At 43.8% G+C, this 26,526-nt stretch carries 21 protein-coding genes and 1 riboswitch; of the genes, 11 read left to right on the top strand and 10 right to left on the bottom strand.

Features of this window, described 5'->3' with window-relative positions:
* The first annotated feature begins 35 nt into the window (after window positions 1-35).
* Entirely contained in the window at window positions 36-2,318 is a 2,283-nt protein-coding gene (gene clpA / locus JKJ11_RS11395) for an ATP-dependent Clp protease ATP-binding subunit ClpA (protein WP_006075346.1), read from the top strand.
* An 85-nt stretch (window positions 2,319-2,403) separates the two neighbouring features.
* Here the strand turns inward: clpA and infA are convergent, their stop codons facing one another.
* From infA to aat, 3 genes are all read right to left on the bottom strand, one after another.
* Entirely contained in the window at window positions 2,404-2,622 is a 219-nt protein-coding gene (gene infA, locus JKJ11_RS11390; RefSeq protein ID WP_006075347.1) for a translation initiation factor IF-1, read from the bottom strand.
* An 80-nt stretch (window positions 2,623-2,702) separates the two neighbouring features.
* A complete protein-coding gene (locus JKJ11_RS11385) occupies window positions 2,703-3,401 on the bottom strand; it encodes an arginyltransferase (protein ID WP_198558059.1) in 699 nt (232 codons plus the stop codon).
* Window positions 3,401-4,126: a leucyl/phenylalanyl-tRNA--protein transferase gene (aat, locus tag JKJ11_RS11380; protein ID WP_198558058.1), complete on the bottom strand. Its 726-nt coding sequence runs from the start codon at window positions 4,124-4,126 to the stop codon at window positions 3,401-3,403. The genes JKJ11_RS11385 and aat overlap by 1 nt, the downstream gene beginning before the upstream one ends.
* 227 nt (window positions 4,127-4,353) lie before the next feature.
* Here aat and aroA point away from each other — a divergent pair, with 227 nt between their 5' ends.
* Complete coding sequence (aroA, locus tag JKJ11_RS11375; protein WP_236109427.1) at window positions 4,354-5,634, top strand: 3-phosphoshikimate 1-carboxyvinyltransferase; 1,281 nt, start codon at window positions 4,354-4,356, stop codon at window positions 5,632-5,634.
* 40 nt (window positions 5,635-5,674) lie between these two features.
* On the opposite strand, the gene JKJ11_RS11370 is transcribed toward aroA, so the two are convergent.
* Window positions 5,675-5,923 (bottom strand): YciN family protein, encoded by a 249-nt coding sequence (locus JKJ11_RS11370; RefSeq protein WP_031494484.1) that lies wholly within the window; start codon window positions 5,921-5,923, stop codon window positions 5,675-5,677.
* A 332-nt stretch (window positions 5,924-6,255) separates the two neighbouring features.
* Here JKJ11_RS11370 and topA point away from each other — a divergent pair, with 332 nt between their 5' ends.
* The 4 genes from topA to JKJ11_RS11350 all read left to right on the top strand — a co-directional run bounded on the left by topA (window position 6,256) and on the right by JKJ11_RS11350 (window position 13,066).
* Window positions 6,256-8,883 (top strand): type I DNA topoisomerase, encoded by a 2,628-nt coding sequence (gene topA / locus JKJ11_RS11365; protein WP_236109428.1) that lies wholly within the window; start codon window positions 6,256-6,258, stop codon window positions 8,881-8,883.
* Between the two features lie 538 nt (window positions 8,884-9,421).
* Window positions 9,422-10,639 (top strand): glucose-1-phosphate adenylyltransferase, encoded by a 1,218-nt coding sequence (gene glgC / locus JKJ11_RS11360; RefSeq protein ID WP_006074945.1) that lies wholly within the window; start codon window positions 9,422-9,424, stop codon window positions 10,637-10,639.
* Between the two features lies 1 nt (window position 10,640).
* Window positions 10,641-12,104: a glycogen synthase GlgA gene (glgA, locus tag JKJ11_RS11355; protein ID WP_038223135.1), complete on the top strand. Its 1,464-nt coding sequence runs from the start codon at window positions 10,641-10,643 to the stop codon at window positions 12,102-12,104.
* A 161-nt stretch (window positions 12,105-12,265) separates the two neighbouring features.
* On the top strand, window positions 12,266-13,066 hold the full coding sequence (locus JKJ11_RS11350; protein WP_006074947.1) for an alpha/beta fold hydrolase: 801 nt from the start codon (window positions 12,266-12,268) through the stop codon (window positions 13,064-13,066).
* Here the strand turns inward: JKJ11_RS11350 and JKJ11_RS11345 are convergent.
* The 5 genes from JKJ11_RS11345 to torD all read right to left on the bottom strand — a co-directional run bounded on the left by JKJ11_RS11345 (window position 13,044) and on the right by torD (window position 17,115).
* Entirely contained in the window at window positions 13,044-13,379 is a 336-nt protein-coding gene (locus JKJ11_RS11345; RefSeq protein WP_006074948.1) for a putative signal transducing protein, read from the bottom strand. The genes JKJ11_RS11350 and JKJ11_RS11345 overlap by 23 nt on opposite strands.
* On the bottom strand, window positions 13,379-14,062 hold the full coding sequence (locus JKJ11_RS11340) for a TVP38/TMEM64 family protein (protein ID WP_006074949.1): 684 nt from the start codon (window positions 14,060-14,062) through the stop codon (window positions 13,379-13,381). Before JKJ11_RS11340 ends, JKJ11_RS11345 begins: the two co-directional genes overlap by 1 nt.
* A 119-nt stretch (window positions 14,063-14,181) precedes the next feature.
* Window positions 14,182-14,772: a TfoX/Sxy family DNA transformation protein gene (locus tag JKJ11_RS11335; protein ID WP_006074950.1), complete on the bottom strand. Its 591-nt coding sequence runs from the start codon at window positions 14,770-14,772 to the stop codon at window positions 14,182-14,184.
* A 115-nt stretch (window positions 14,773-14,887) separates the two neighbouring features.
* Window positions 14,888-14,975, bottom strand: a riboswitch (cyclic di-GMP riboswitch).
* A 179-nt stretch (window positions 14,976-15,154) separates the two neighbouring features.
* Entirely contained in the window at window positions 15,155-16,159 is a 1,005-nt protein-coding gene (gene purR, locus JKJ11_RS11330) for an HTH-type transcriptional repressor PurR (protein WP_006074951.1), read from the bottom strand.
* 302 nt (window positions 16,160-16,461) lie between these two features.
* Entirely contained in the window at window positions 16,462-17,115 is a 654-nt protein-coding gene (gene torD, locus JKJ11_RS11325) for a molecular chaperone TorD (RefSeq protein WP_252038199.1), read from the bottom strand.
* 280 nt (window positions 17,116-17,395) lie between these two features.
* Here torD and torR point away from each other — a divergent pair, with 280 nt between their 5' ends.
* On the top strand, window positions 17,396-18,106 hold the full coding sequence (gene torR / locus JKJ11_RS11320; RefSeq protein ID WP_006074953.1) for a two-component system response regulator TorR: 711 nt from the start codon (window positions 17,396-17,398) through the stop codon (window positions 18,104-18,106).
* A 111-nt stretch (window positions 18,107-18,217) separates the two neighbouring features.
* On the opposite strand, the gene elyC is transcribed toward torR, so the two are convergent.
* On the bottom strand, window positions 18,218-19,111 hold the full coding sequence (elyC, locus tag JKJ11_RS11315; RefSeq protein ID WP_252038198.1) for an envelope biogenesis factor ElyC: 894 nt from the start codon (window positions 19,109-19,111) through the stop codon (window positions 18,218-18,220).
* 114 nt (window positions 19,112-19,225) lie between these two features.
* Here elyC and cmoM point away from each other — a divergent pair, with 114 nt between their 5' ends.
* The 4 genes from cmoM to mukB are packed head-to-tail and all read left to right on the top strand — an operon-like array spanning window position 19,226 to window position 26,526.
* Window positions 19,226-20,008, top strand: a complete 783-nt coding sequence (cmoM, locus tag JKJ11_RS11310; protein ID WP_038223139.1) for a tRNA uridine 5-oxyacetic acid(34) methyltransferase CmoM — start codon at window positions 19,226-19,228, stop codon at window positions 20,006-20,008.
* A gap of 11 nt (window positions 20,009-20,019) precedes the next feature.
* A complete protein-coding gene (gene mukF, locus JKJ11_RS11305) occupies window positions 20,020-21,357 on the top strand; it encodes a chromosome partition protein MukF (RefSeq protein WP_006074956.1) in 1,338 nt (445 codons plus the stop codon).
* A complete protein-coding gene (gene mukE / locus JKJ11_RS11300) occupies window positions 21,338-22,081 on the top strand; it encodes a chromosome partition protein MukE (RefSeq protein WP_006074957.1) in 744 nt (247 codons plus the stop codon). The genes mukF and mukE overlap by 20 nt, the downstream gene beginning before the upstream one ends.
* A complete protein-coding gene (gene mukB / locus JKJ11_RS11295) occupies window positions 22,078-26,526 on the top strand; it encodes a chromosome partition protein MukB (RefSeq protein ID WP_252038197.1) in 4,449 nt (1,482 codons plus the stop codon). The genes mukE and mukB overlap by 4 nt, the downstream gene beginning before the upstream one ends.

Below are 26,526 nucleotides of genomic sequence, written 5' to 3'. Positions count from 1 at the left end.
CATGAATGACGTTTGTCATTCCTTAGGAGGTACTTATGCTTAATAAAGAATTAGAATCGAGTCTGAACGGCGCATTTGCTCGTGCTCGTGATAAAAGACATGAATTCATGACCGTAGAGCATCTCCTTTTAGCTTTGTTGGAAAATGACTCGGCTAAAGAGGCACTAACTGCTTGTAACGCAAATTTAGAGAATCTGCGTAATGAGCTCGACATTTTCATTGATCAAACAACTCCTCTTATCCCTGATGCCGACGACACGCGAGAAACACAACCTACTTTAAGTTTCCAACGTGTTCTTCAACGCGCCGTATTCCATGTACAGTCTTCTGGGCGCAGTGAAGTAACAGGCGCTAACGTCTTAGTAGCGATTTTTAGTGAACAAGAATCACATGCTGCTTACCTTCTTAAGAAAAATGACATTAGCCGTTTAGATATCGTTAATTTTATTTCTCACGGTATTACCAAAAACATCGGTCCAACTGGTGACGAACCATCGAGTGGCTCACTTGGTGGCGGTAGTGAGAACATTGAAGAAGCCAACGGTGAAGATCGTCTTGAAAGCTTTGCAACGAATCTGAACCAAGTGGCGAAAGCAGGCAACATAGACCCTCTTATTGGTCGCGATAAAGAACTTGAGCGTACGATTCAAGTGCTATGTCGCCGTCGTAAGAACAACCCATTGTTGGTGGGTGAGGCCGGTGTTGGTAAGACTGCTATCGCTGAAGGTTTGGCTTGGAGAATCGTTGAAGGCCAAGTGCCAGATGTTATCCAAAACAGTGTTATTTACTCTCTCGATATAGGCTCGCTACTTGCGGGTACTAAATACCGCGGTGACTTCGAGAAACGCTTCAAAGCGATTCTCAAGCAATTGGAAAAAGAAGATGACGCCATTCTGTTCATCGATGAGATCCATACAATTATCGGTGCAGGAGCGGCTTCTGGTGGACAAGTAGACGCAGCAAACCTTATTAAACCTCTTCTAAGCAGCGGAAAACTGCGCTGTATTGGCTCTACAACTTACCAAGAATATAGCAACATTTTTGATAAAGAGCGTGCACTATCTCGTCGATTCCAGAAAATCGATGTAGTGGAGCCTTCTTTAGATGATACGACTAAGATCTTGATGGGTCTTAAACCTAAATATGAAGAGCACCATGAGGTTCGTTACACTAACAAAGCGTTGCGTGCTGCCGTTGAATTGTCAGCGAAGTACATCAACGAGCGCCATTTACCTGATAAGGCTATTGACGTTATCGATGAGGCGGGCGCACGCAGTCGTTTGGTTCCGGTGAGCCGTCGTAAGAAAACGGTTGGTGTGGCTGATATCGAAGCGATGGTTGCCAAGATGGCGCGCATTCCAGAGAAGTCTGTATCTTCTTCAGACAAGGATATTCTTCAAAACCTTGATGACAAGATGAAGATGCTGGTCTTTGGTCAAGACAAAGCCATTGACGTGCTTTGTGAAGCAATCAAGATGACTCGCGCTGGATTAGGTAATGATGATAGACCTGTTGGCTCATTCTTGTTTGCTGGCCCAACTGGGGTTGGTAAAACGGAAGTGACCGTTCAATTGTCTAAGCTATTGGGTATCGAGCTGCTTCGTTTTGACATGTCGGAGTACGGTGAGCGTCACTCAGTAAGCCGTTTGATCGGTGCTCCTCCAGGTTATGTAGGCTACGATCAAGGTGGATTGCTAACCGATGCGGTTATCAAGCATCCACATTCTGTAGTATTACTGGATGAGATTGAGAAGGCGCACCCTGATATCTTCAACTTGCTACTGCAAGTCATGGATAACGGTACGCTAACGGATAACAATGGCCGAAAAGCTGACTTCCGCAATGTAATTTTGGTAATGACGAGTAACGCAGGTGTTGCTGAGACTGAGAAGAAATCTATTGGTCTGATTCAACAAGACCACAAACCAGACGCGATGGGTGCCATTAAACGTGTGTTCACTCCGGAGTTCCGCAACCGTCTTGATGGTATCATCTGGTTCAACAGCCTAGATGACACGGTTATACATCAAGTGGTTGATAAGTTTATTGTTGAACTTCAAGCGCAGTTGGATTCTCGAGGCGTTTCGTTAGAAGTGTCTGATGATGCTCGCGATTGGCTTGCGATTAAGGGTTACGACAAGACAATGGGTGCAAGACCTATGGGTCGTGTTATCCAAGACAAGCTTAAGAAACCACTGGCGAATGAACTCTTATTTGGTTCGTTGGTTGATGGCGGAACAGTGAAAGTGTCCCTTAAAGATGATGATTTAGCGTTTGAATATGTAGGCGCTAAGGAAGAAGCAGAAGCGCATCACTAGCGCTTCTTCATCTGAATCGCTACTTAGTGGGTAACAAAAAACGGAGCCTAAGCTCCGTTTTTTTGTGTTCGTTTAAACGTTGAGATTAACGAGCACGGAAGACGATGCGGCCTTTAGTTAGGTCGTATGGAGTCATCTCTACAGTTACTTTGTCACCAGTAAGGATACGGATGTAGTTTTTACGCATCTTACCAGAGATGTGCGCAGTAACTACGTGACCGTTTTCTAGTTCAACACGGAACATTGTGTTTGGTAGAGTATCAAGGACTGTACCTTGCATCTCAATTACGTCTTCTTTAGCCATTTAATCCTCTTTCGAAATGCGGCGTTTTAACGGCAGGCATTGTGCCGTTAAAATCTTAATAAGTAAAGTTGCGGTGTATTCTACCCTCGCCATCGCTGATTTACTAGCCTTTGATGACGTTGGAACCGTGTTTTGTAGTTCATTGCTGAACAATCATCGATTTGGTAGCCCAAATAGAGCCATTGTTTGTTATATCGTTGGCAGTATTCAATTTGACACAATACAGCGTACGTACCGAGAGATAACGTATAGTCAGGGTCGAAGAAGGTATAAAAAGCACTGGCGCTATCAGAGAGAATATCGGTGATGGCGATCCCTATCAGCTTATCATCGTCAAAGATGTGCAGATAGTGCAAGGTCATCCATGAACACTGTGCAAACTCAAAAAACTCTTGTTGTCTTGGTGGATACATACTGCCTGTTGAATGACGTTTCTCAATATAGCGAGAGTAAAGATCAAACCATTCTTCGTCTAATGTTGGTCTTATCTCCCAGTGAAATGATTTGGTTTTGGCAAGCAGACGTTTCTGGCTCTTAGATAGCTTAAAATCATCGATAGCTACTCTGAGCGCATGACAGGCACTGCAATGGTCACATTGAGGCTTATAAATGGCGTCCCCACTTCTTCTAAAGCCATTAGCTAATAACATTTCGTATTGATTGGCTTCATGCAGTTCTTTTTCCAAAACAATAGCCACTCGCTCCTGTTGAGCGGGCAAATAGCTACAGTCTTGTTTGCGACTCAGACCAATTCGGATCTGTTGGACAGCCATGTTCATCAACTCATCTCCTGTTGTATAGGAAATGATAGCTCTTGTTGAGAAAAACAGGAATCTTGTACGGTTTGTTCGCGTAAATCATGCAAAGCCGTTATAAACTGCTCGCGGGTCAGTTCTTGTGCTCCTAGTGAGTTCAAGTGCGGATTCATAACTTGGCAGTCGATGAGTTTGCCTCCATGGTTTTTAAAGTGATGACAAAAGTACCAGAGAGCAATCTTGGAAGCATTAGTTTCCAGAGAAAACATCGATTCGCCACAAAAGACCTGGCCAATGGAAAGTCCGTAAAGCCCACCAACTAGGGCATTATCGTTCCAAACTTCGACGGAATGACAATGACCTTTTTTTGCTAACTCTCCATACGCAGAACGCATATCCTCATTTAGCCAAGTTTCTTCGATAGGACGTGTACTTGCGCAATATTCTATGACTTGCGATGTGCATGTATTCATCGTGACTCGATAATCTGCTTTGCGCTGAAATTTACGCAGGCTTTTTGCCGGACGGAAAAGAGATGGATCAAATACGGCTCTCGGGGCTGGACTCCACCATAGAAGTGGTTCATTTGGGCCAAACCATGGGAAAACGCCATGTTGATAGGCAGACAGCAGTCGTTGTGGGTTGAGATCACCGCCAAACGCTAGCAAGCCATTGGGCTCATCAAGCGCTTCGAAAGGAGAGGGAAATGTAAAGTCATTGCTGTCTAGTTCTGTCAGGTAGATCGTCATAGTGTTGTAATGTCGCGTTCCTTTCTATTAATTATAAGCAATACCGACTCATTTATTAATTTTCATCAGTACTAGTTGGCTAGTACTGAGTGTCGAGATATTGACCATCTAGAGGTGTATTAGCTCTGGTGTTTACCTTGTATTTTAGTTACGCTGCAACTACCAAGAATTATTTAAGACGCTTCATTACAAGGACTGAAGTGTCTACAAAGGATTAGATTCAACTAATGGAAAGCTTAACACTCCAACCCATCCAAAAAGTATCCGGAACGGTTAACCTTCCAGGTTCAAAAAGTGTCTCGAATCGTGCTTTATTGCTTGCTGCACTGGCAGAAGGTACGACCACACTAACCAATCTTCTAGATAGTGATGATATTCGTCATATGCTTAACGCCCTCACCAGTTTGGGAGTCGAGTATCAGTTATCCGAAGACAAAACTCAATGCATCGTTAAAGGTTTAGGCCAGCCATTCAGTGTCTCGGAACCAAAAGAACTATTTCTTGGCAATGCGGGTACCGCGATGCGTCCTCTAGCAGCTGCGCTTTGCCTTGGTGAAGGCGAATATGTTCTTACTGGCGAGCCAAGGATGAAGGAAAGACCCATTGGTCACTTGGTTGATGCGCTTAAGCAAGCTGGTGCGGACGTCGAATATCTAGAAGCAGAAAACTATCCGCCTCTAAAGATCGTTGGTACCGGTTTGACAGGTGGACTGGTCAAAATTGATGGTTCCATTTCCAGTCAGTTTTTAACAGCATTCTTGATGTCTGCACCACTAGCAAAGGCTGATGTCACTATCGAAATAGTCGGTGAATTGGTATCAAAACCATATATCGATATTACGCTGCATATAATGGAGCAGTTTGGTGTCAAAGTTGAAAATCGTGACTATCAACAGTTTATTATTAAGTGTGGTCAACAATACCAGTCTCCAGGCCAGTTTTTGGTAGAAGGGGATGCGTCTTCAGCCTCCTATTTCCTTGCTGCTGCAGCCATTAAAGGCGGTGAGATAAAGGTGACGGGTATCGGTAAGAACAGTATTCAGGGTGATATTAGATTTGCCGACGCACTAGAAAAAATGGGTGCAGAGATTGAATGGGGTGATGACTACATTCTGTGTCGTAAAGGTGAATTAGTGGGTATTGATATGGACTATAATCATATCCCTGATGCCGCCATGACTATTGCTACGACGGCACTCTTTGCAAAGGGCACAACTGCAATTCGTAACGTATATAACTGGCGAGTAAAAGAAACAGATCGTCTTGCGGCTATGGCTACCGAATTGAGAAAAGTAGGTGCCACAGTAGAAGAAGGTGAAGACTATATTATCGTCGAGCCAACCGATGACCTAAAACATGCTGCGATTGACACGTATGATGATCACCGAATGGCAATGTGTTTCTCTCTCGTTGCGTTGAGTGACACACCAGTGACGATCAACGATCCTAAGTGTACGTCAAAAACGTTCCCTGACTACTTTGATAAATTGGCAGATTTAAGCCAGTAACATAGTGAATAATAACGCCCCTGAATCGGGGCGTTATTATTTAGTTCTGTAGAGTAAACTCTTTCGAAAGGTGGTGTGCAAGGTATTTAAACATATTAAATACCGCCGTTGTTTTCTCGGTTGGTAGCCCTTTATCATCGAGGAAGTAGTTACCTTTGAAAACTAGGACACCGTCTTTTTCTTCGACGCTGTCTGCACGCATTCCTTCAATGAAATCATCATGTTCCTGAATGATTTGGTTGGCGATGAGCAACAAATCAAACTCTGTGATGGCGGTTTTCTGTGACATATTGATGTCCTCTATATAAAACATTACCGCGTAGTGTATGAGTGCCAACACATTTTGCAAGGACAAATATCTCGGCTATAGTTAGCAGCAATTTGTGATAAGCAACAAATTTTGGTGAATGTTGCTAGGCAACAATCATAAATGGCGTTTAATATTGCGCCATTTTTCAAGCGATGAGTTCTATTTGATCGGACATTTGTCGAGCAATCAGAATCTAATTGCAAAAAAACTGGTTGATCTTCTTTTGTTCTCGCTCAATAGTAAAAAGAAGCATAAATTTCGAACATCGTGCGATTAAATGTCGCAATGTGATATAGGACGTTAGTGTCATTATGGGAAAGTCACTGGTTATAGTGGAGTCACCCGCTAAGGCTAAAACCATTAACAAATACCTCGGTAAAGACTTTATAGTGAAGTCGAGTGTAGGTCACGTGCGTGACTTACCAACTGCAGGGCAAAGTACTGGTAAAAAAGCAGCAGCTGTCTCTACAAAAGGCTTAAGTGCTGAAGAAAAAGCACGTATTAAAAAAGAAAAAGACCGCAAAGCGCTAATTAAAAAAATGGGTATTAACCCATATGATGATTGGGCAGCAAACTATCAAGTATTGCCTGGCAAAGAAAAAGTAGTTGCCGAGCTACAAAAACTTGCGAAAGACGCTGACCATGTTTATCTCGCAACCGATTTGGACCGCGAAGGAGAGGCTATCGCATGGCACCTTCGTGAGATCATCGGTGGCGATGAAGAGCGATATAAACGAGTAGTATTTAACGAAATTACCAAAAACGCGATCCAACAGGCATTCCAAGATCCTGGTGAACTGAATATGGATGGCGTGAATGCACAGCAAGCACGACGTTTCTTAGACCGTGTTGTTGGTTTTATGGTGTCTCCGCTTCTTTGGAAGAAGGTCGCACGAGGCCTATCTGCTGGTCGAGTCCAGTCAGTTGCCGTTAAGCTTCTAGTAGAGCGTGAGCGTGAAATTAATGCGTTTATCCCAGAAGAATTTTGGGATATTCATGCGGATACTAAAACTTCGGATAAAACAGATTTCCGACTACTAGTTGCACAAAAAGCGGGCAAGGCGTTCAAACCATCTAATGAAACAGAAGCGCAAGCCGCTGTTTCTGTATTGGACAAGGCGACGTACGAAGTATGTAAACGTGAAGACCGTCCAACTCAAAGTAAGCCATCAGCACCTTACATCACTTCTACACTGCAGCAGGCAGCAAGTACGCGCCTAGGTTATGGTGTTAAAAAGACCATGATGCTGGCTCAGAGGCTGTATGAAGCGGGTTATATTACCTATATGCGTACCGACTCTACCAACTTGAGTACAGAAGCCGTTGATGCAGTCCGTGGTTATATTGATAGTGAGTTTGGTGGTGCCTATCTTCCTGAAAAGCCAAACTTCTACGGAAGCAAAGAAGGTGCTCAGGAAGCGCACGAAGCGATTCGTCCTTCAGACGTTAACGTGAAAGTTGATGATCTTTCAGGTATGGAAGCCGACGCTCATAAGCTATATGCACTTATCTGGAATCAGTTCGTGGCGTGTCAAATGACACCAGCGAAGTACGACTCCACAACGATCAGCGTGAAAGCTGATGAGTATACGTTGAAAGCGAAGGGACGTATTCTTAAGTTTGATGGTTGGACTCGTGTTCAGCGTCCAATGGGCAAAAACGAAGATGCTATCCTTCCTGCAGTACAGCTGGGCGATAAGCTTGACCTTGTTGCGTTAGATCCTAAGCAACACTTTACCAAGCCACCCGCACGTTACACCGAAGCGGCTTTAGTTAAAGAGCTAGAGAAACGTGGAATTGGTCGTCCTTCTACTTATGCGTCAATCATCTCAACGATTCAAGATCGTGGTTATGTAAAAGTTGACCAGCGTCGTTTCTATGCTGAGAAGATGGGTGAGATAGTGACCGATCGTCTTGATGACAGCTTCACTGATTTGATGAACTACGACTTTACTGCTCGCATGGAGCAGAAGCTCGATCAAATCGCCGAAGGTGATGCAAGCTGGAAAAATGTATTGAACGAATTCTTCGAAGAGTTCACTACTGATTTAGGCAAAGCTGAACAAGACGAAGAGCATGGCGGTATGAAGCCAAATCATATCGTTATGACAGAAATTGAATGTCCTACATGTTCACGCCCTATGGGTATTCGTACTGCTTCAACTGGCGTATTCTTGGGCTGTTCTGGCTATGCTTTACCACCTAAAGAGCGTTGTAAAACGACGATTAACTTGGGTGATGAAGAAGGCATTATTAACGTTCTTGAAGAAGACGTCGAAACGGCAGCTCTGCGTGCTAAGAAACGTTGCCCAATTTGTGAGACGGCAATGGATGCTTATCTGATTGATGATAAGCGTAAGCTTCATGTTTGCGGTAATAACCCAAATTGTGAAGGCCATGTGGTTGAACAAGGTGAGTTTAAAGTTAAAGGTTATGATGGCCCGACGGTCGAATGTGACAAGTGTGGCTCTGAAATGGTACTTAAGAATGGCCGTTTTGGTAAGTACATGGACTGCACAAGTGAGACCTGTAAAAACACCCGTAAGATCCTTAAAAACGGTGAAATAGCACCTCCTAAGGAGGACCCGGTTCATTTCCCAGAGCTTCCTTGTGAAAACTCGGATGCTTACTTTGTACTGCGTGATGGTGCATCTGGCCTATTTATGGCTGCTAGCAACTTCCCTAAATCTCGTGAGACTCGCGCACCGCTTGTGAGTGAACTTGCGAAATACAAAGAACGTTTATCGCCGAAGTTCCACTATCTTGCGGATGCACCAACAGAAGATCCAGACGGTAGACCAACGGTAGTTCGTTTCAGTCGTAAGACTAAAGAGAATTATGTTCGTTCTGAAATCGACGGTAAACCATCGGGTTGGACGGGGTTATATGTTGATGGTAAATGGGAAATTACCGATAAGCGCAAAAAGCCTAAAAAATAATCTCTGAAAGTTCTAATTAACAGCACTCATTTGAGTGCTGTTTTTTTATCCTCACTATTAAATCCTTAATTTTGTAAATGATTGTATATATTTAGTACATTCATTATCTATATATATCCATTAAACTGGTCATAGCAGTTTAGCTCATTGTTTTTCAGGCAGTTTTCATCAAAGAGTGGTTGAGGTGAATTGCATGTTAACAATATGTGTTGATAAGGTGATGTCGGTATGCCATTCTGTGATTAAAGGCATAAGTTTTGATGCAACTGTGTTCAATGCCAAATAATGCGTCATGATGCATTGTAATCTTATTTCAAAACGATAATTTAGATAAAAACCATATTAAAAAAATGGTTGGCCCTAGGTTAATAATTAAACAACTTGGCCTCAGGCCTATTTTATATACAAGATTCAACGTTTGAATGGTCGATGAAATAATCGACATTGTCATCCGTTAATAAAGAAGTCGGGTACCCCCAAATGTAATTTAACTACCCGACAATAAATGGAAAAAAGCTGTAATAAAACGGAGATATCAATGGCTGGTGTATTGGGAATGATTCTTGCTGGTGGAGAAGGCTCTCGCCTACGTCCTTTAACCGAATCACGTAGCAAACCTGCGGTACCATTTGGAGGAAGCTATCGTCTGATTGACTTCGCTCTGAACAACTTTATCAATGCTGACTTAATGCGAATTTATGTCCTCACTCAATTTAAGTCTCAATCACTTTATCAACACATGCGTAAAGGTTGGAATCTAACGGGAATCACCGATCGATTCATTGACCCCATTCCTGCTCAAATGCGTGATGGTAAACGTTGGTATGAAGGTACTGCGGATGCGATTTATCAAAACGTTCGTTTTATCGAGTTAGCCAATCCTGAGCACGTATGTATCTTTGGGTCTGATCATATCTATAAAATGGACATTCGCCAGATGCTAGACTTTCACAAACGCAAGGAAGCGAAACTAACCGTTTCAGCACTGCGAATGCCATTAGAGGAAGCGTCAGAATTTGGCGTGATTGAAGTTGATGAAGAAGGCAAAATGATTGGCTTTGAAGAAAAGCCACAAAACCCGAAGTCAATTCCTGGTCACCCTGATATGGCGTTAGTGTCTATGGGTAACTATATCTTCGAAGCAGAAAGTCTTTGCAATGAGCTACGAATAGATGCCGAGAATACTGAGTCTAGCCATGATTTTGGTAAAGATATCATTCCTAAGATGTTCCCTGAAGGAGATGTCTATGTTTATGACTTCTCTACCAACAAAATCAGCGGTGAGAAAGACACTACTTACTGGCGTGATGTAGGTACGATCGACTCGTACTGGGCAGCTCATATGGACCTACTTCAAGAAGACGCTCAGTTCTCGCTATACAACCGTAAATGGCCGCTTCACACTTATTATCCACCATTGCCGCCAGCAACGTTCGTTGACGCTGAGCATCAAAAAATCAAAATTACTGACAGCTTGATTGCTGGTGGTAGTTATGTCCGTGGCTCATCAATCTATCGCTCTGTATTAGGCTTTAGAAGTAACATTGCAGCTGGTTCTGTAGTGAGTGAATCTGTTATCCTAGGTGACGTTAAGATTGGTGCTGGTTGTACAATCAAGCGCGCGATCATTGATAAGAACGTAGAAATTGCCCCTGGGACTGTGATTGGTGAAGATCTTGAGTTGGACGCGAAACGTTTCCATGTCTCCCCGGGTGGCGTTGTAGTCATCAAGAAAGGGACGAAAGTTGGATTCTAAAATGCGAAACATAGATGTATGGTTTCCAGTTTCAGAAGCGCAAGGACTTGTAAAAAGTGGAGGCTTGGCAGATGTTGCCAAGGCTCTGCCTAAAGCTCTGCAAGAACTGGGTAAAAACGTAGCCATTACTTTACCCGGTTACCAGTCACTGCCTAACAAGGATCAGTATGAGTTTGTACTAGCTACGGAGTTAGAGCACTGGCCACACACACCGTACCAAGTTAAGAAAACGCAACTCGACGGCGTTGATGTGTTCGTGATCGAATGTGATCGATACTTCGATAGGCCGGAATTGTATGCTGAGCACAATCGAGCTTATGCTGACAATGGGGAACGATTTGGTTTCTTCGCGGCAGCGAGTCTGGATGTGTTACCGAAACTCGGTATTCGACCTTCTATTGTTCATGCCAACGACTGGCATACTGGTTTGATCCCATTCTTGCTTAAAACACGCTACGCTGATGACGAGCGTTTTGCAGGAATGAAGTCAGTTCTAACGGTTCACAATGCTATTTTTAAAGGCATCTTTTCCTACAGTCAGCTGGAAATCATTCCGGAACTTCGTCTTTCTGGAATGGAATTTCTACAGTATGGGGACGGTTGGGTAAGCACACTTCGTGCGGGAATTGCCTTCGCAGATAAAATCAACGCAGTAAGCCCTAACTATGCCGCTGAACTAGTGACCCCTCTAGGTTCACATGGTTTGGTAGACGATTTTGTTCATCGTTCCAAAGATCTTCATGGCATCGTTAATGGCTGTGACTACTCAGAGTGGAACCCTAAGCTTGACGACTTTCTACCGGTCAATTACGACGACGAGTTAGAGAGAATGCTAAATGGTAAGCTCGCCGCTAAGCAGGCGTTGCAAAAGGAGCTATCGCTGCCAGAACGTAATGTTCCAATGGTTGGCATGGTATGTCGATTGACTCACCAAAAAGGTTTTCATTACATACTGCCAATATTGGATAAGTTTCTGAAAAACGATGTTCAGGTTGTCATTATCGGAACTGGTGAACCACAAATCGCTTCCCATCTTAACGATATTGCTGAGCAGTTTTCTGATAAGTTGGCGTTTGTAGAGGCGTATAGCAACCGATTTGCTCATCTAGTAGAGGCTGGCTCAGACTTTTTCCTAATGCCTTCTGAATTTGAAGCATGTGGTCTGAACCAAATCTACAGTATGGCTTATGGTACCTTGCCTATTGTACGTAAAGTTGGTGGGCTGAAAGATACGGTAATCGACTTTGATGACAATCCACAGCAGGCAACGGGCTTTGGGTTTGATGAGCCTTGCCATGACGCGCTGTTGATTGTCTTACAGCGAGCGCTTCTGTTCTATTTGCAACACCCAGAAGAGATGCGTGAGATGCAACTTCGAGCAATGCGCAAAGACTTTAGCTGGATAGAATCTGCCAAGGAATACATCAAAATGTATGATTTGGCGCTTGAAGCCTCACATAGCTAATATCATTGGAAGAGCGGCGTAATGCCGCTCTTTTATATGCACTTGTTGGCATTTTTTGACACAATTGGAAATCATTTTTTCTAAATTTCCGCGCAATTTTCTCCTGAGACGTGTAGAGTTGTGATAACTTTATTTTCGTACTACTAACCAATCCGAGAACTATGTCCGAAAGCCTACTATTTCATAAAACGTATACCCATCCTACAAGTGATGAATGGGTGGTATTTGTGCATGGGGCAGGGGGCAGCTCATCTATATGGTTTAAGCAGATACGAGCTTATCGTGAGCACTTCAACTTACTGTTCATTGATTTGCGTGGACATGGTAAATCAAATCAGTTCTTAAAAGATATCATGGCCAACAAGTACACATTCAAAACGGTAACAATGGATATCGTTCGTGTACTGGACCACCTTAAAATACAATCGGCCCATTTTGTCGGCATGTCTCTTGGTACCATCATCGTGCGCAATATTGCTGAACTGGCAATGCCAAGAGTGCGCTCGATGGTTCTGGGTGGAGCGGTAACGCGCTTTAACACACGTTCACAAATACTGGTAAAAATTGGCAACATGAGTAAGCACATAATCCCTTATATGTGGCTCTACAGCTTATTTGCGTACATTGTGATGCCTCAGAGGGGACAGAAAGAGTCTCGCCACTTGTTTGTTAGAGAAGCTAAGAAACTGTGCCAAAACGAATTTAAGCGTTGGTATCGACTAACTACGGAAGTCAACCCACTGAATCGTTACTTCAAGGAGAGGGAACTACCGATTCCGACCCTGTACCTAATGGGTGAGAAAGACTACATGTTCATCAAGCCGGTGAAAGAAATGGTGGCTGAACATAAGTCCAGCCAACTATTAGAGATTAAAGATTGTGGCCATGTTTGTAATGTCGAGAACCCCGAAGAGTTCAATCGTCACTCAATTGCCTTTATTAAGTCGGTGACACCTCAGTAGGCGCTAACGCTTGGCAACTCCAACAGGCGCCAAACTGCGCTTCATTCACTTCATGACACCTTGGACACACCCAATCCCTTTTTTCCAAATCTGCTTTTAACTGTTCTTGCCACTCGGCTATGATAGCTTTCGCTTTAACATGTTGTTTGTTATCGATTAGCCAGACATAAGGCAAGGTATTTTCATCAAATGGCACTTCACCTCGAAGCGTGTAAACCCCTTCACCTCTAACTTCACAAAGGATTCCTTCATTTTTCAATTGTTGTTGAACGATATGTGCTTCCGTCGGACTATTGCCAATAAAAACCTTCATTATTCTTGTACCTGTGGTGAGCGAGAAATTCGCGCCATAATCCACTTAGCAATCAGTGGAAATAATCCCAACAAGGCAAATGAAGCTAAAACTGCTGGGGAAACGATACCTGACAAACTGTTAATATTGGCGAGCTGTGTACCGGCATTTAAGTAAACCGCAGTTCCAGGCAACATGCCTAGCTGGCTCACTAAATAGTACTTTGACACTTTAATTGGTGTTAAGCCCATTAATAGGTTGATTAAAAAGAACGGAAATACCGGAATCAATCTTAGCGAGAATAGATAAAAAGCCCCGTCCTTTTCTACACCTTTATTGATAGTTTCTAACTTTGAACCGAACTTGCTTTGAACCCAGTCACGCAATAAAAAGCGACTACTCAAAAATGCAATGGTTGCACCAATGGTACTAGCAAAAGAGACAAGAAGAAGGCTGGTCCAAAAGCCAAATAAAGCGGCACCTAGTAACGTAACGACTGCAGCTCCCGGAATTGAGAATGCGGTAATGGCAATATAGGCAAAAAAGTACACTAATGCGGCAGTAACAAAATTCTGACTGATATATTCGCTGAGTGCAGCTTGCTGAGCCTGAGCATTTTCCAGTGTTAAATATTGTCCAAAATTAACACCTAGAATGATAATGACGGCGAGAAGTGCGATTCCGAGTATTAGCTTTTTGCTCATGATGCTGTCCTTGTGACGACTCTGTATTAGTTTAGTAGACAGGGCGTGGATAGATTTACTTTCATCATAAACTAAAAAAATCAGCCGTTAGGCTGATTTTTTGTATAGAGCGATAAGGGCTAGTTTATAAGACTGGCCAATTCTTCTCTTTTATTTTGCGGAATCACGGACCAGTGCGTGCCATTAATGGCACCCTCTAGCGCCCAAAGTAACTCAAGACCTACAGTATTTGAGTGAGTTCGTTGGATTGCTTTAAAAGCCTCCACAGAACCTTGCTCTTGCAGATCGTATACCGATTCAATTCCAGCTTTCTTAAGCATACGCTCAGTAGCCAGTCTTAAATTAGGTAAATCTTTGAGTCGATTGGGTTTTGTTTCCGACTGTTGCACTTTTTCTGTTTTTGCGAACTCTAAGGCAGAGCGAGCATGAGTCAAGATAACATCCTGATCTTGCCAACAGTCCTCAGGGAGTGCGAAATACTTAGTGACAACGGGGAACCCACGCTTCTTATAAACGTATGGCTTGTAGCCAAGTTGCTTAAATTTAGCGATCGTCTGACGGTTAGTTCTGATATGTAATTTGTTATTCACTGCTAATGCAAACATGGTATCGTCAATAAAGATACCAAATCCACCAAACATAGAACGAGACTTAACTCTTCCAAGCTGAGCGAACAATTGCATCGAGTTTTTTAGTATAGGATTGTCCATGCTTATTCTTTTCTCGGTGTTATTGATTGTGTCACCAAAATCAGGTCCGAGAGTATAGCAAACGGGTGTCAGCCTTCTGTTAGCGGTAAACCAAAAGAATGCTAATACCTTTGCCATCGGTAACCCCGCTACCTATCAAATAAATTTGGTTTAGGCCGGTGGCTTTGCGTCCCACCCTTTCAAGTGGTTTGCCCTGTGCGTGACATATTTAGAATAAATGAAAATGACTCACATCTATGACGGTTGTATGGTAAAAGTGTGATATTGCTTCAGATAATCGATTGGGATTTGTGCGGGAGAGTGTGTCGAAACAAACAATAAAGCGTTCAGTTTATTGGATGAGGATCAAAAAAAAGTGCCTAGAAAGGCACTTTTTTCAGGATTATGTGAGTTTTTTGACAGAATCACGTTCTACAATCTCAGGGTGCATTTCGAAAATGCGTTTTTCGTGACCTTTATCTTTGATTCGTTCTAGAAGAATCTCAAACGCATTCTTACCTACACGACGCTTCGGTTGGTGCACTGTTGTTAGTGGTGGAGAGAAATACTCAGCCAATTCGATATTGTCATAACCGATAACGGAAATATCTTCTGGAACTTTTACACCTAATTGTTGCAGGCGACTCATTAAACCGAATGCCATGGTGTCGTTGAAGCAGAATACGGCAGTTGGACGAACTTCCATTGCTGCAATACGGTTAGCGGCAATCACGGCCGTATCACATTCGAAGTTACCTTCTAAGATTCGGTCATCTTTCATCTCGATACCCGCTTCCGCTAGAGCACGCTGATAGCCGACAATACGCTCTTGGCAAACGGCTTTCTCTAGGTGTCCGCTCAAGCATGCAATGTCAGTATGACCGTTATCGATCAGATATTTAGTTGCGAGATAGCCGCCTTCTTCCGAGTTATCAATGATCTTGTCGGCTTGAGAGCTTTCTGGGCCCCAGTCCATAATCACTTTCGGAATATCTGAATGACGGTCTAGCATTTCTAGTAGCTCTTCAGTTAAGTCGGAGCACATAACCAAAATGCCATCAACACGTTTTTCTGCGAGCATGCGAATATAGTCGCGCTGTTTCTCGTAGACACCACCCGTGTTACATAGGATTAAAGTATAGCCTTGGCGATAGCAGTAGCTTTCAACACCGTCGATGACTTCCGAGAAGAACAAGTTTGTAGATTGAGTGACAAGCATTCCAATCGTTTTGGTCGAGTTACATTTCAAACTACGAGCAACCGCACTTGGTGCATAGTTAAGTTCATCTACCGCTGCCATCACTTTTTCTTGTGTGGCTTCTGCTACAAAACGAGTTTTATTAATTACGTGAGAAACGGTGGTCGTTGAAACGCCAGCCAGACGGGCGACATCTTTGATTGTTGCCATAGCTATATCCTTTTATCGCGGAGTGCTATTAATAGCCAATACCGCTTCGAATTCTGGAAGCCAATATATGGGTTCCTAATAAGTAGTGCATTCTGAATGAAAAAACCGCTTTTCAGCGGTTTGGTTCAACAGTTCGACAGATTATTATTGTGCTTGTTGAATACCAAAGCGGCTTTTGCATTTAAACGGCGGATTGTAGTCTTCCCCATTGATACAAGCAATCACTTATACAACAAATTTATAGATAAGGCGCACTTTTGTCTGTAACGGTGAGTGATAAACAGTACATGCGCCTCAAAATCTTAGGCTTGATCACCTTTTAAGTAATCAAGATCTAGCTTGATGAGTGCTTGAAGTACTGTTGATACCGCGGCGTAAAAACCAAACTCATCGTGCTGCTGACATTTAGTCACGAATTGTGGCACCCAAGTTAGCAGGTGTTGTTCAATAAACTCTGCTTGCTGCTCCATCGCCTCATTCATGTGAGCTTCTGACTCTAATTCGTTGGAACGAATAATGAGGTTCCCGAGAAAATCGAGCTCAATAGCCAAATGATCCGCTGGTTCGTTTAAGTTTTCAGTTACCGCAATATTATGCTCCGCAAGCAACTCTGACATCACTTGAGCGGGTTTGTCGTTTAACAGACCTGACTCACCAATATATAAAGAAGCATAAGGTAGCGCCCCATGCTTATCTGTTTTCAAAAACAGATCACAAAAATCAGCAGACAACTCAAGTTGGGCATCTTCTCTTACTTGCAGTCTGTTTAGTGCGTCGACCATAGAGGCGATAGGAGCTGATAGTGTTGGGTTTTCACCCAGTCCGGTAAGGAAAGCGCGTATATCTGGGCTTTGATATTGCTCGAGTTCTTCTGTGGTTAGTTCTCTAGCAAAGAGGCTCGAAAGCCACCAGTATAATTCAGCACGTTGTTCGTTAAATGCTTTGATTTCTTGCATTTTCTTATCTCCAAAAGTGTTATCTCTATTTTAGCTAATAAAGATGAACAACAGTAATCATTGATGTGAAAAAAAAAGACGAAAAATGAAGGGTTGTGAAGACATGGTCATGTGGAACAAGGTTTTTGGATAAATCTCTGTTGCATATCTGAAGTTAAGATTTCTATTTGTTTTGAATCAAGAAAAAGCAAGTTTTCTTCAATTCACGTCAATGTAGGCTAGAATTGTGACTAATTATGAATAGAATGACTCTGTCATTGAAAGATTGAGATAGAAAGACATGAAATATCACGTACTAGTAGTGGAAGATGATGTCGTTACGCGCAGCAAACTAGCGGGTTACTTCGAAAGTGAAGGTTACTTGGTGAGTGAAGCGGAGAGCGGCGAACAAATGCGTCAGATTCTACAGGAAGCCAGCATCGACTTGGTGATGTTAGACATCAACTTGCCGAAAGAAGATGGACTGATGCTAACGCGTGAATTAAGAAGTCAATCGGATATTGGCATCATTCTAGTGACGGGTCGCACAGATAGTATCGACCGTATCGTTGGTTTGGAAATGGGCGCAGATGATTATGTGACGAAACCATTCGAATTGAGGGAACTCCTAGTCCGCGTCAAAAATTTGCTATGGCGTATTTCTCTAGCCAGAAAACAACCTATTATTGAAGAATCGGTGCAGAATGAGAACTTGATTTACTTTGGTGAATGGGTGTTTGACAAGCAACGCCGTTCGCTAAGTAACAATGGAGAGCCAGTAAAACTCACTAAGGCAGAGTACGAACTCTTAGTAGCACTATCGGCATATCCTAACCAGGTACTTAGCCGAGAGCGTATACTTAATATGATTAGCCATCGAGTTGACGCGCCAAACGACCGCACTATTGATGTTTTAATTCGTCGCATGCGTGCGAAGATGGAGCTGGATCCGAAGAACCCACAGATTTTCATTACTGTTCACGGTGAAGGGTATATGTTCGCCGGTGATTAGCTTTCTATTCTGTTGCAATCATGACATAAAGTCCGTTGCAACTAGACTTTTTGAATAGTCGAAAAAAACGCCTCACTTTATAAGTGTGGCGTTTTCTTTTGTGCCTGACTTTTATTGAGCGTTTGCGGCTTCTTGCGGTTCTTCAGGAGCAAGCTGCGCTTCAATGTCTTGCTCAGTGATCTTATCTACACCCTCAGAAGACTCTAACTCAGAAACGGAAGGTAAAAACTCTTGGTTACCTTCGTTAGCCACCCAATCACGAAGGTTTTGCCATATTAACCCCATGGTCTCGTGCCAGTACCGCTCAGTTTGCTCCAAGTAGCGAGATGATGGCGTATATTTCTGCCATGCTTGCTCGATGTCTTTTTGTGCTAGGAAGTTAGTTGGCGCCGGGAGTGGGTTTAAGCCTGCAGCTTCAAATTCGTGCATAGCGCGCTTCATATGGCTAGCTGACGTCACCAAAACCAGCTTCTTATTTTGCACGAATCCAGCAGCTTGTCGGGCTTCTTCCCATGTGTCTTTTGCTGTTTCCAACAAAATGATATCCGGTTTAGCAATACCTAAAGCAAGGGCAACTTTCGCCATGGTTCTAGCGTGACTGACACCGGTACCACCATCATAACCAGATAGAATTAATTTAGCGCCTGGATACATTCTGAGAATTCGGATACCTTCACTTAAGCGCATTAATGAAGCTCGGCTCAGTTCTGAAGTGGGCGGAATTTGGTCGTCGACCACGTGCCCACCACCAAGGACCATCACGTAGTCGATGGTTTCATTAATGGGTAAGAACGCACTGTATTGGCGCTCAAGTGGCATTAACAGGCGGCTAGATAAGGGTTGGAATGAAATAAGAAAAGTCCCACACAGAGACACGAGAATAATCACGCTTCCTAGTTTACGGCGTGCCGTAAACATGATGAGAACTAAGCCCAAGAAGCCAAGAATTAACATGGCAGGTAAAGGCATTAGTAATGAAGACACAACCTTTTTCAGCTCAAACATAGAATAATAGTCCGAAAAAACACCACTTAACGCTAAAAAAGGGAGTTGCCCCTTTATTCCTGTCACTTATATGACAGAATAGCTGTACAACTGGTTATCTTAACTCAATATACCGTGATGCAAGACCGAAATTTCGACGATATCGCCCACAAATTTGCAAAAAATATTTACGGCTCAGAGAAGGGTGAAATCCGCCAAACTATTGTTTGGGAAGACTTAACCCAAGCTCTCGCTGCGCTGGATGATACAAGAAAAAAACTAGAAGTTTTAGATGCAGGTGGTGGATTAGGGCAAGTTTCGCAACGAATTGCTGAGAGAGGACACAAGATCACATTGTGTGACCTCTCTTCTGAAATGCTCAAGTTGGCCAAGGCAGATGTTGAAAAAAACGGGCTACTCTCGCAATATCGCTGGATACATAGTCCAGTACAGCGTATTGCAGAACATATGAGTCAACCAGTAGACCTGGTGTTGTTTCATGCCGTTATGGAATGGTTAGCTGAACCTAGACCCGCTCTAGAAGCGGTTTTGCAGCAAGTGAAACCTGGTGGTATCGCTTCTGTCATGTTTTACAATCATCATGGATTGGTATTTAAGAACGTCATATGTGGCAATATTCCTCATGTACTTGAAGGCATGCCGCATAGAAAAAGATTTAAGCTTCAGCCACAAAAAGGGCTGAAGCCAGAGGAAGTGTATCAATGGATAGAGGATGCGGGATTTGAAATATGTGGCAAATCTGGCATTCGTTCATTCAGTGATTACATTGGCAATATGCAATACATGGGAGACTACACCGCTGAAGATGTTCTAAAAATAGAACAGCAGCTGTGTCGCCAAGAACCCTATCTCTCCATGGGCCGATACATACATGTATGGGCGAGGAAAAAACAATAACAGGAAAGACCATGAGTGATAACACTCTGATTGCAGATGACCGACCGATTGATGAACTTGTCGGCTGGGTCAAACAGCATGATTTTGCATTGAATCTTTCCACTGAACGGCTGGCATTTCTCATATCCATTGCGGTATTGAGTAATGAAAGATTTGATGAAGAACTTGGGGAAGGGGAACTGCATGATGCGTTTAAGATCGTCACCCAACAGTTCGAGCAAACGGGCGAAGCGACCGCGTTTCGTGCCAATAATGCAATTAATGAATTAGTTAAACAGAGGCTGCTAAGTCGTTTTACCAGTGAGGTAAACGATGGCGCGAGCATCTACCGTCTCAGTCCACTTGCGATTGGCATTACGGATTACTACGTCAGGCATCGTGAGTTCTCCAAGCTCAGACTCTCTATCCAGCTTTCAATGGTGGCGGATGAAATGGCGAAAGCCATTCTCGCGGCTCAAGAAGGCGGAACGGTTGGTCACTGGCGCAAGAACGTATTTGGCGTTTTGAAATACTCAGTGGGTGAAATCTTCGACCAGATTGATTTGAACCAACGAGTTATGGATGAACAGCAGCAGTCAGTCAAAGTGCAAATCGCAGAGCTACTCAATAAAGACTGGCGAGAAGCAATCAACAATTGCGAAGCTTTGCTGTCTGAAACCTCCGCGAATCTTCGTGAGCTTCAAGATACTCTGCAAGCAGCTGGGGATGAGCTACAAACTCAAATTCTAGATATCCAAGAGATCGTCTATGGTGACGATGAGCTTGAGTTTGTGGGAGAGGCGCTCTTTGGGTTGCAAATGAAGCTGGATCGAATCATTAGCTGGGGTCAGCAAGCGATCGATTTATGGATTGGTTACGATCGTCACGTACATAAATTTATTCGTACTGCGATCGATATGGATCAAAACCGTGCATTCAGCCAAAGACTTCGCCAGTCAGTAACTGACTACTTTGATGCGCCATGGTATTTAACCTATGCCGACGCAGAAAAACTCACAGACCTTCGTGATGAAGCTTTGGTGCTTCGTAATGACGAAGTGACGGGAGCTGTGCCACTTGAAGTGGAATATGAAGAATTTGAACAAGTGAATGATGAACTAGCCGAACGTATTGGAGACATGCTGAAAGTGCATAAAGAGCAGGGTGCTCCAATTGATTTAGGCATAGTGCTTCGAGATTATCTTGCAGCACACCCATACACTCATCATTTCGATCTCGCAAGAATCGTTGTGGATCAAGCAGTTCGGTTGGGCTACTCCCAATCCGATTACTCAGCCATTCAACCAGATTGGCAAGCTATCAACGATTTTGGTGCAAAGGTACAAGCAAATGTCATCGACAAATATTGACGAATACATGTCAGAAAAACTGGCAAAAGCGATAACAAATCCGCTTTTTCCTGCACTAGATAGTGCACTTCGTGCGGGTAAACACATCTCCTCAGAGGACATGGATAATCACGCCCTTTTGTGTGATTTTGATGTGGAACTGGCGAGTTTCTATCAGCGTTATAACACCGAATTGGTGAAAGCGCCTGAAGGATTCTTCTATTTACGCCCTCGTTCGACCACGTTAATCGGTCGAAGTGTGTTGTCAGAATTAGATATGCTGGTGGGCAAAGTACTGTGCTTTTTGTATTTAAGCCCAGAGCGTCTAGCTCATGAAGGCATCTTTACCAATCAAGAACTGTATGACGAGTTATTGGCACTCGCTGATGAAAAGAAACTGATGCGCCTCGTCACTAATCGCGCAACAGGATCGGATCTCGATAAAGAAAAACTGTTTGAAAAAGTACGTACGTCTTTACGACGTCTACGCCGCCTAGGTATGACGATCTCTATTGGCGATACTGGTAAGTTCCGTATCAGTGAGGCGGTGTTCCGCTTTGGTGCCGACGTTCGGGTTGGTGACGATATGCGTGATGCTCAATTGAGACTAATTCGCGATGGTGAAGCGGTAGCGCATACTCAAGCACCATCACAAGGTAGCTTAATTCCTAACGAAGAAGTGAAAGAGACAGAGTTAACCGAACAATTGGATATTCAGCAAGATGATCAGGAGGCTGACGTATGATTGAAAGAGGTAAGTATCAATCAATGACGATGGTCAACTGGAACGGCTTTTTCGCGCGTACTTTTGACATTGATAGCCTAGTGACCACGTTATCTGGAGGTAACGGTGCGGGCAAATCTACTACAATGGCGTCATTCATCACGGCTCTGATCCCCGACCAAAGCTTGCTTCACTTTAGAAATACGACAGAAGCCGGCAGTTCTCAGGCATCGAGAGACAAAGGCCTATACGGTAAGCTGCAACCAGGTACATGTTACTCGGCACTCGACGTTGTGAACTCACGCAATCAACGAGTCTTGTTCGTGGTTAAATTGCAGCAAGTTGCTGGACGAGATAAAAAAGTCGATATTAAACCGTTTATTATTCAAGGTTTGCCAAGCAGCGTTAAGCCAACCGATATCCTAATTGAAGCAGTGTCTGACAACCATGCTCGTGTCCGCCAAATCAATGAAGTGAAAGATGCGGTCAGCGGTATGGAAGGCGCTCACTTTAAAGCGTTTAATTCTATTGTTGATTATCATGCGCAAATGTTTGAGTTTGGTGTCTTGCCAAAGAAATTGCGCAATAGCAGCGACCGCTCGAAGTTTTATCGCCTGATTGAAGCCTCGCTATATGGTGGTATTTCAAGCGCCATTACTCGCTCGCTTCGTGACTATCTATTGCCTCAAAATGGTGGCGTGAAAAAAGCATTCCAAGATATGGAATCGGCACTGCGCGAAAACCGTTTAACCTTAGAAGCGATCAAAACGACGCAAGCCGACCGTGACCTGTTCAAGCACCTTATTACTGAATCAACGAACTATGTTGCTGCAGATTACATGCGCCATGCGAATGAGCGTCGTAATAAGCTTGAAAGTACGATGGCGATGCGCAATGAGTTGTTTGGCTCAAGACAGACCTTAATTGCACAGAATGAATTGCTCAATAAGGTTCAGCAAGAATTGTCTATGCTTATCGAAAGCGAATCTGGGCTTGAACAGGACTACCAAGGCGCGCAAGATCACTTACTGTTGGTTCAAAATGCTTTGCGCCAACAAGAGAAGATCGAACGTTATCAGGAAGATCTTGAGGAGCTCAACGAGCGTCTTGAAGAGCAAATGATGGTGGTTGAAGAGGCCACCGAACGCAAGTTAGCCGCAGAAGAGCAAGCGACATTCGCTGAAGAAGAAGTGGATAGCTTAAAAACGCAGCTCGCAGATTACCAACAAGCTCTGGATGTGCAACAGACCCGCGCGCTGCAATATCAGCAGGCGGTCCAAGCGTTAGAGAAAGCGCGTGAGCTGCTTGATGATGATGCTCTTGAACAACATGGTGCTGCGACTAAGCTAACCCAGCTGAAAACTGAAGAAGCTGAACGTACTACTCAATTGCTGGAATTTAAGCATAAGCTGGATATGTCTTCTGCTGCGGCGAAGCAGTTTGAACTTGCATTAGAACTCGTCCAGCAAGTTGCAGGCGATGTACCTCGTAATAAAGCAGCAAGCGCAGCGAGACTAGCGTTAAAGCAAGTGGATGAGCAGCGTCAACTGCTAGGCAATGAATCCCAGTTAAGAGCACAGTTCCGCGATACTGAAAAGAATATTGAACGTAAAGAGCAAGCTCAGCAACTGGTTAACGATCTCCATAGTGTTGGCGTCACAATAGCCAATGAGATGGATATTGAGATAGAAGCGGAGCGTCAGCGCGAAAAAGTGCTAGAAGGCGAGCAACGACTTGAGCAGTTACGTGAATCATCAAGTGACGCGAAGCAGCGTGAACAGGAACTCGTTTCTGAAATTAGTAAACTTGAACGTTATGCTCCTCAATGGATTAAGTCATACAATGCGCTAGAAGAGTTAAGAGAGCAAAGTGGCCTGGAACTGACAGATCGAGCGGATGTTATCAGCTCAATGCAAGAAGTGAATGATAACGAACGTAAGACCTCATTTGAGCGCGACTCACTAGCGAAACGTCGTGAAGAACTTGATCTTGAGATTGAACGTCTTGCGTCTCCGGGTGGTTCAAATGATCCACGCTTGAAAGGCTTGGCAGATACATTGGGTGGCGTGCTTCTCTCTGAGATTTACGATGACATTACTATTGATGATGCGCCGTACTTTAGCGCAATGTATGGTCCTGCTCGTCATGCGATTGTAGTGTCAAACCTTGACGGAATTAAAGAAAAGCTGGTAGAGCTTGATGACTGCCCTGAAGATCTGTACATCATCGAAGGCGACATCGATGCATTTGATGATAGTTCATTTGATGCTGACGAATTAGATGGTGCAGTGTGCGTACAGCTTAATGAAAGACAGTTACGTTACTCGCGTTTTCCGAAGATCCCTCTATTTGGCCGAGCGGCGCGTGAACAGCGTTTGGAGTTACTGCGTGAACAACGTGAAGAGACCGTTGAAAAACACGCGAAAGCGGCGTTTGATGCTCAAAAGCTGCAACGTCTATACCAAGCATTCAATGCTTTCGCAGCACAGCATATGCAGTTAGCATTTGAATCCGATCCTGAAGTACAGCTAGCGCGTCTGCGTGAGCAACGAAGTGCTGTAACTCGCGAGCTAAGCGATCACAAACAACGTGAACAGCAGATCAACGCGCAGCTGGTGGCGACAAAACAATCCGTTGGTTTACTTGACCGATTGGCGATTTCATCAAATGTCTTGTTTGATGAGACATTGGTTGAGCGATTTGCAGAGCTGCAATCGCAAATGGAACAGCTAACCTCAGCGAAAGCGTATGTTAATCAACATGGTTCTGCATTAGAAAAACTATCTAGTGTAGTCAATGTGTTGGATAGTGACCCTGAACAGTTTGAAGCGTTAACGGAGCAATACCAATCTGCGGACAAAAATCTACAAGCATTAAAAGCTCAGATCTTTGCTGTTGCCGATTTGGCTGAGCGTCGTCCTTACTTTGCTTATGCTGATTCCATAAATATGTTGAATCAAAGTAGTGAACTTAGTGAGCAACTTAAAACGAAGTTGGTGCAAGCTGAATCAACGCGTGCTCGTTTGCGCGAAGGCTTAAAGCAAGTTCAGGAGCAAGCCAACCAATACAACCAAGTATTGGCATCTCTAAAGAGCTCACATCAAGCTAAACTGGAGACGGTTCAAGAGTTTAGATCAGAGCTTCAGGAATACGGTATTGTCCCTGATGAGTCTGCATTGGAACGCGCAGAGCAGCGTCGTAATGAGCTTCAGTTAGCGTTGCAAACATCTCGTACTCGTAAGAGCGAGTACGAGAAAACCATGACGTCCACTGAACTTGAAATGAAAGGTTTGGCGAAACGTCTGAAAAAGGTTCAGAAAGAGTACGTTGAGTTACGTACTTATGTGGTAGCAGCAAAAGCGGGATGGTGCAGCGTATTACGTCTAGCCAAAGCTAATGACGTAGAACGTCGATTACACAAACGTGAACTCGCCTACATGAGTGCTGGTGAATTGCGTTCAATGTCGGATAAGTCACTGGGTGCACTGCGTTTGGCAGTTGCTGATAATGAAGACTTGCGTGATTCACTGCGTCAGTCGGAAGATACTTCAAAACCAGAACGCAAAGTCCTGTTCTATATCGCTGTATATCAACATCTAAGAGAGCGCATCCGTCAGGATATCATCCGCACCGATGATCCTGTTGAAGCTATTGAAGAGATGGAAGTAGAGCTGGCCCGCTTGACCGAAGAACTGACGCAACGCGAAAACCGTTTGGCTATTAGTTCGGAATCAGTATCAAGCATCATCAAGAAAACGATTCAGCGTGAGCAGAATCGAATTCGTATGCTTAACCAAGGTTTATCGAATATTCATTTTGGTCAGGTGAAAGGCGTAAGACTTAATGTCAAGATTCGTGAGAGCCATGAGCAATTGTTAGTAGCTCTAACGGCTGAGCACAAAGACTTGTTCGAGACAACGCGTTATACCTTCTCTGAAGCGATGGCCAAGTTGTTCCAGCGTGTTAACCCACATATCGATATGGGGCAACGCTCTCCGCAAGTATTGGGTGAAGAGTTACTAGACTATAGAAACTATCTTGAGCTCAGTGTCGAGGTTAACCGTGGTTCTGATGGCTGGTTACAGGCAGAATCGGGCGCACTATCGACAGGTGAAGCCATCGGTACAGGTCAGTCAATTCTGTTAATGGTAGTGCAGAGCTGGGAAGAAGAATCGCGTCGTTTACGCAGCAAAGATATCTTGCCTTGTCGTTTACTGTTCCTGGATGAGGCTGCGCGTCTTGATGCTAAATCCATCGCGACATTGTTTGAACTTTGTGACCGCCAAGGGATGCAGCTACTCATAGCCGCACCGGAGAACATTAGTCCAGAAAAAGGGACGACGTACAAATTAGTGCGTAAAGTGTTCAAAGATCACGAGCATGTTCATGTTGTCGGTCTTCGCGGTTTTGGTGAGAATAAACGATTAGATGACGCTGAAAAGTTAGTTGAACAAGCAACAGCGTAA

This window comes from Vibrio sp. SCSIO 43133 (assembly GCF_023716845.1).
In the GTDB taxonomy this organism is placed as follows: Bacteria; Pseudomonadota; Gammaproteobacteria; order Enterobacterales; family Vibrionaceae; genus Vibrio; species Vibrio mediterranei.
This window is presented reverse-complemented; position numbering and strand designations above follow the sequence as displayed.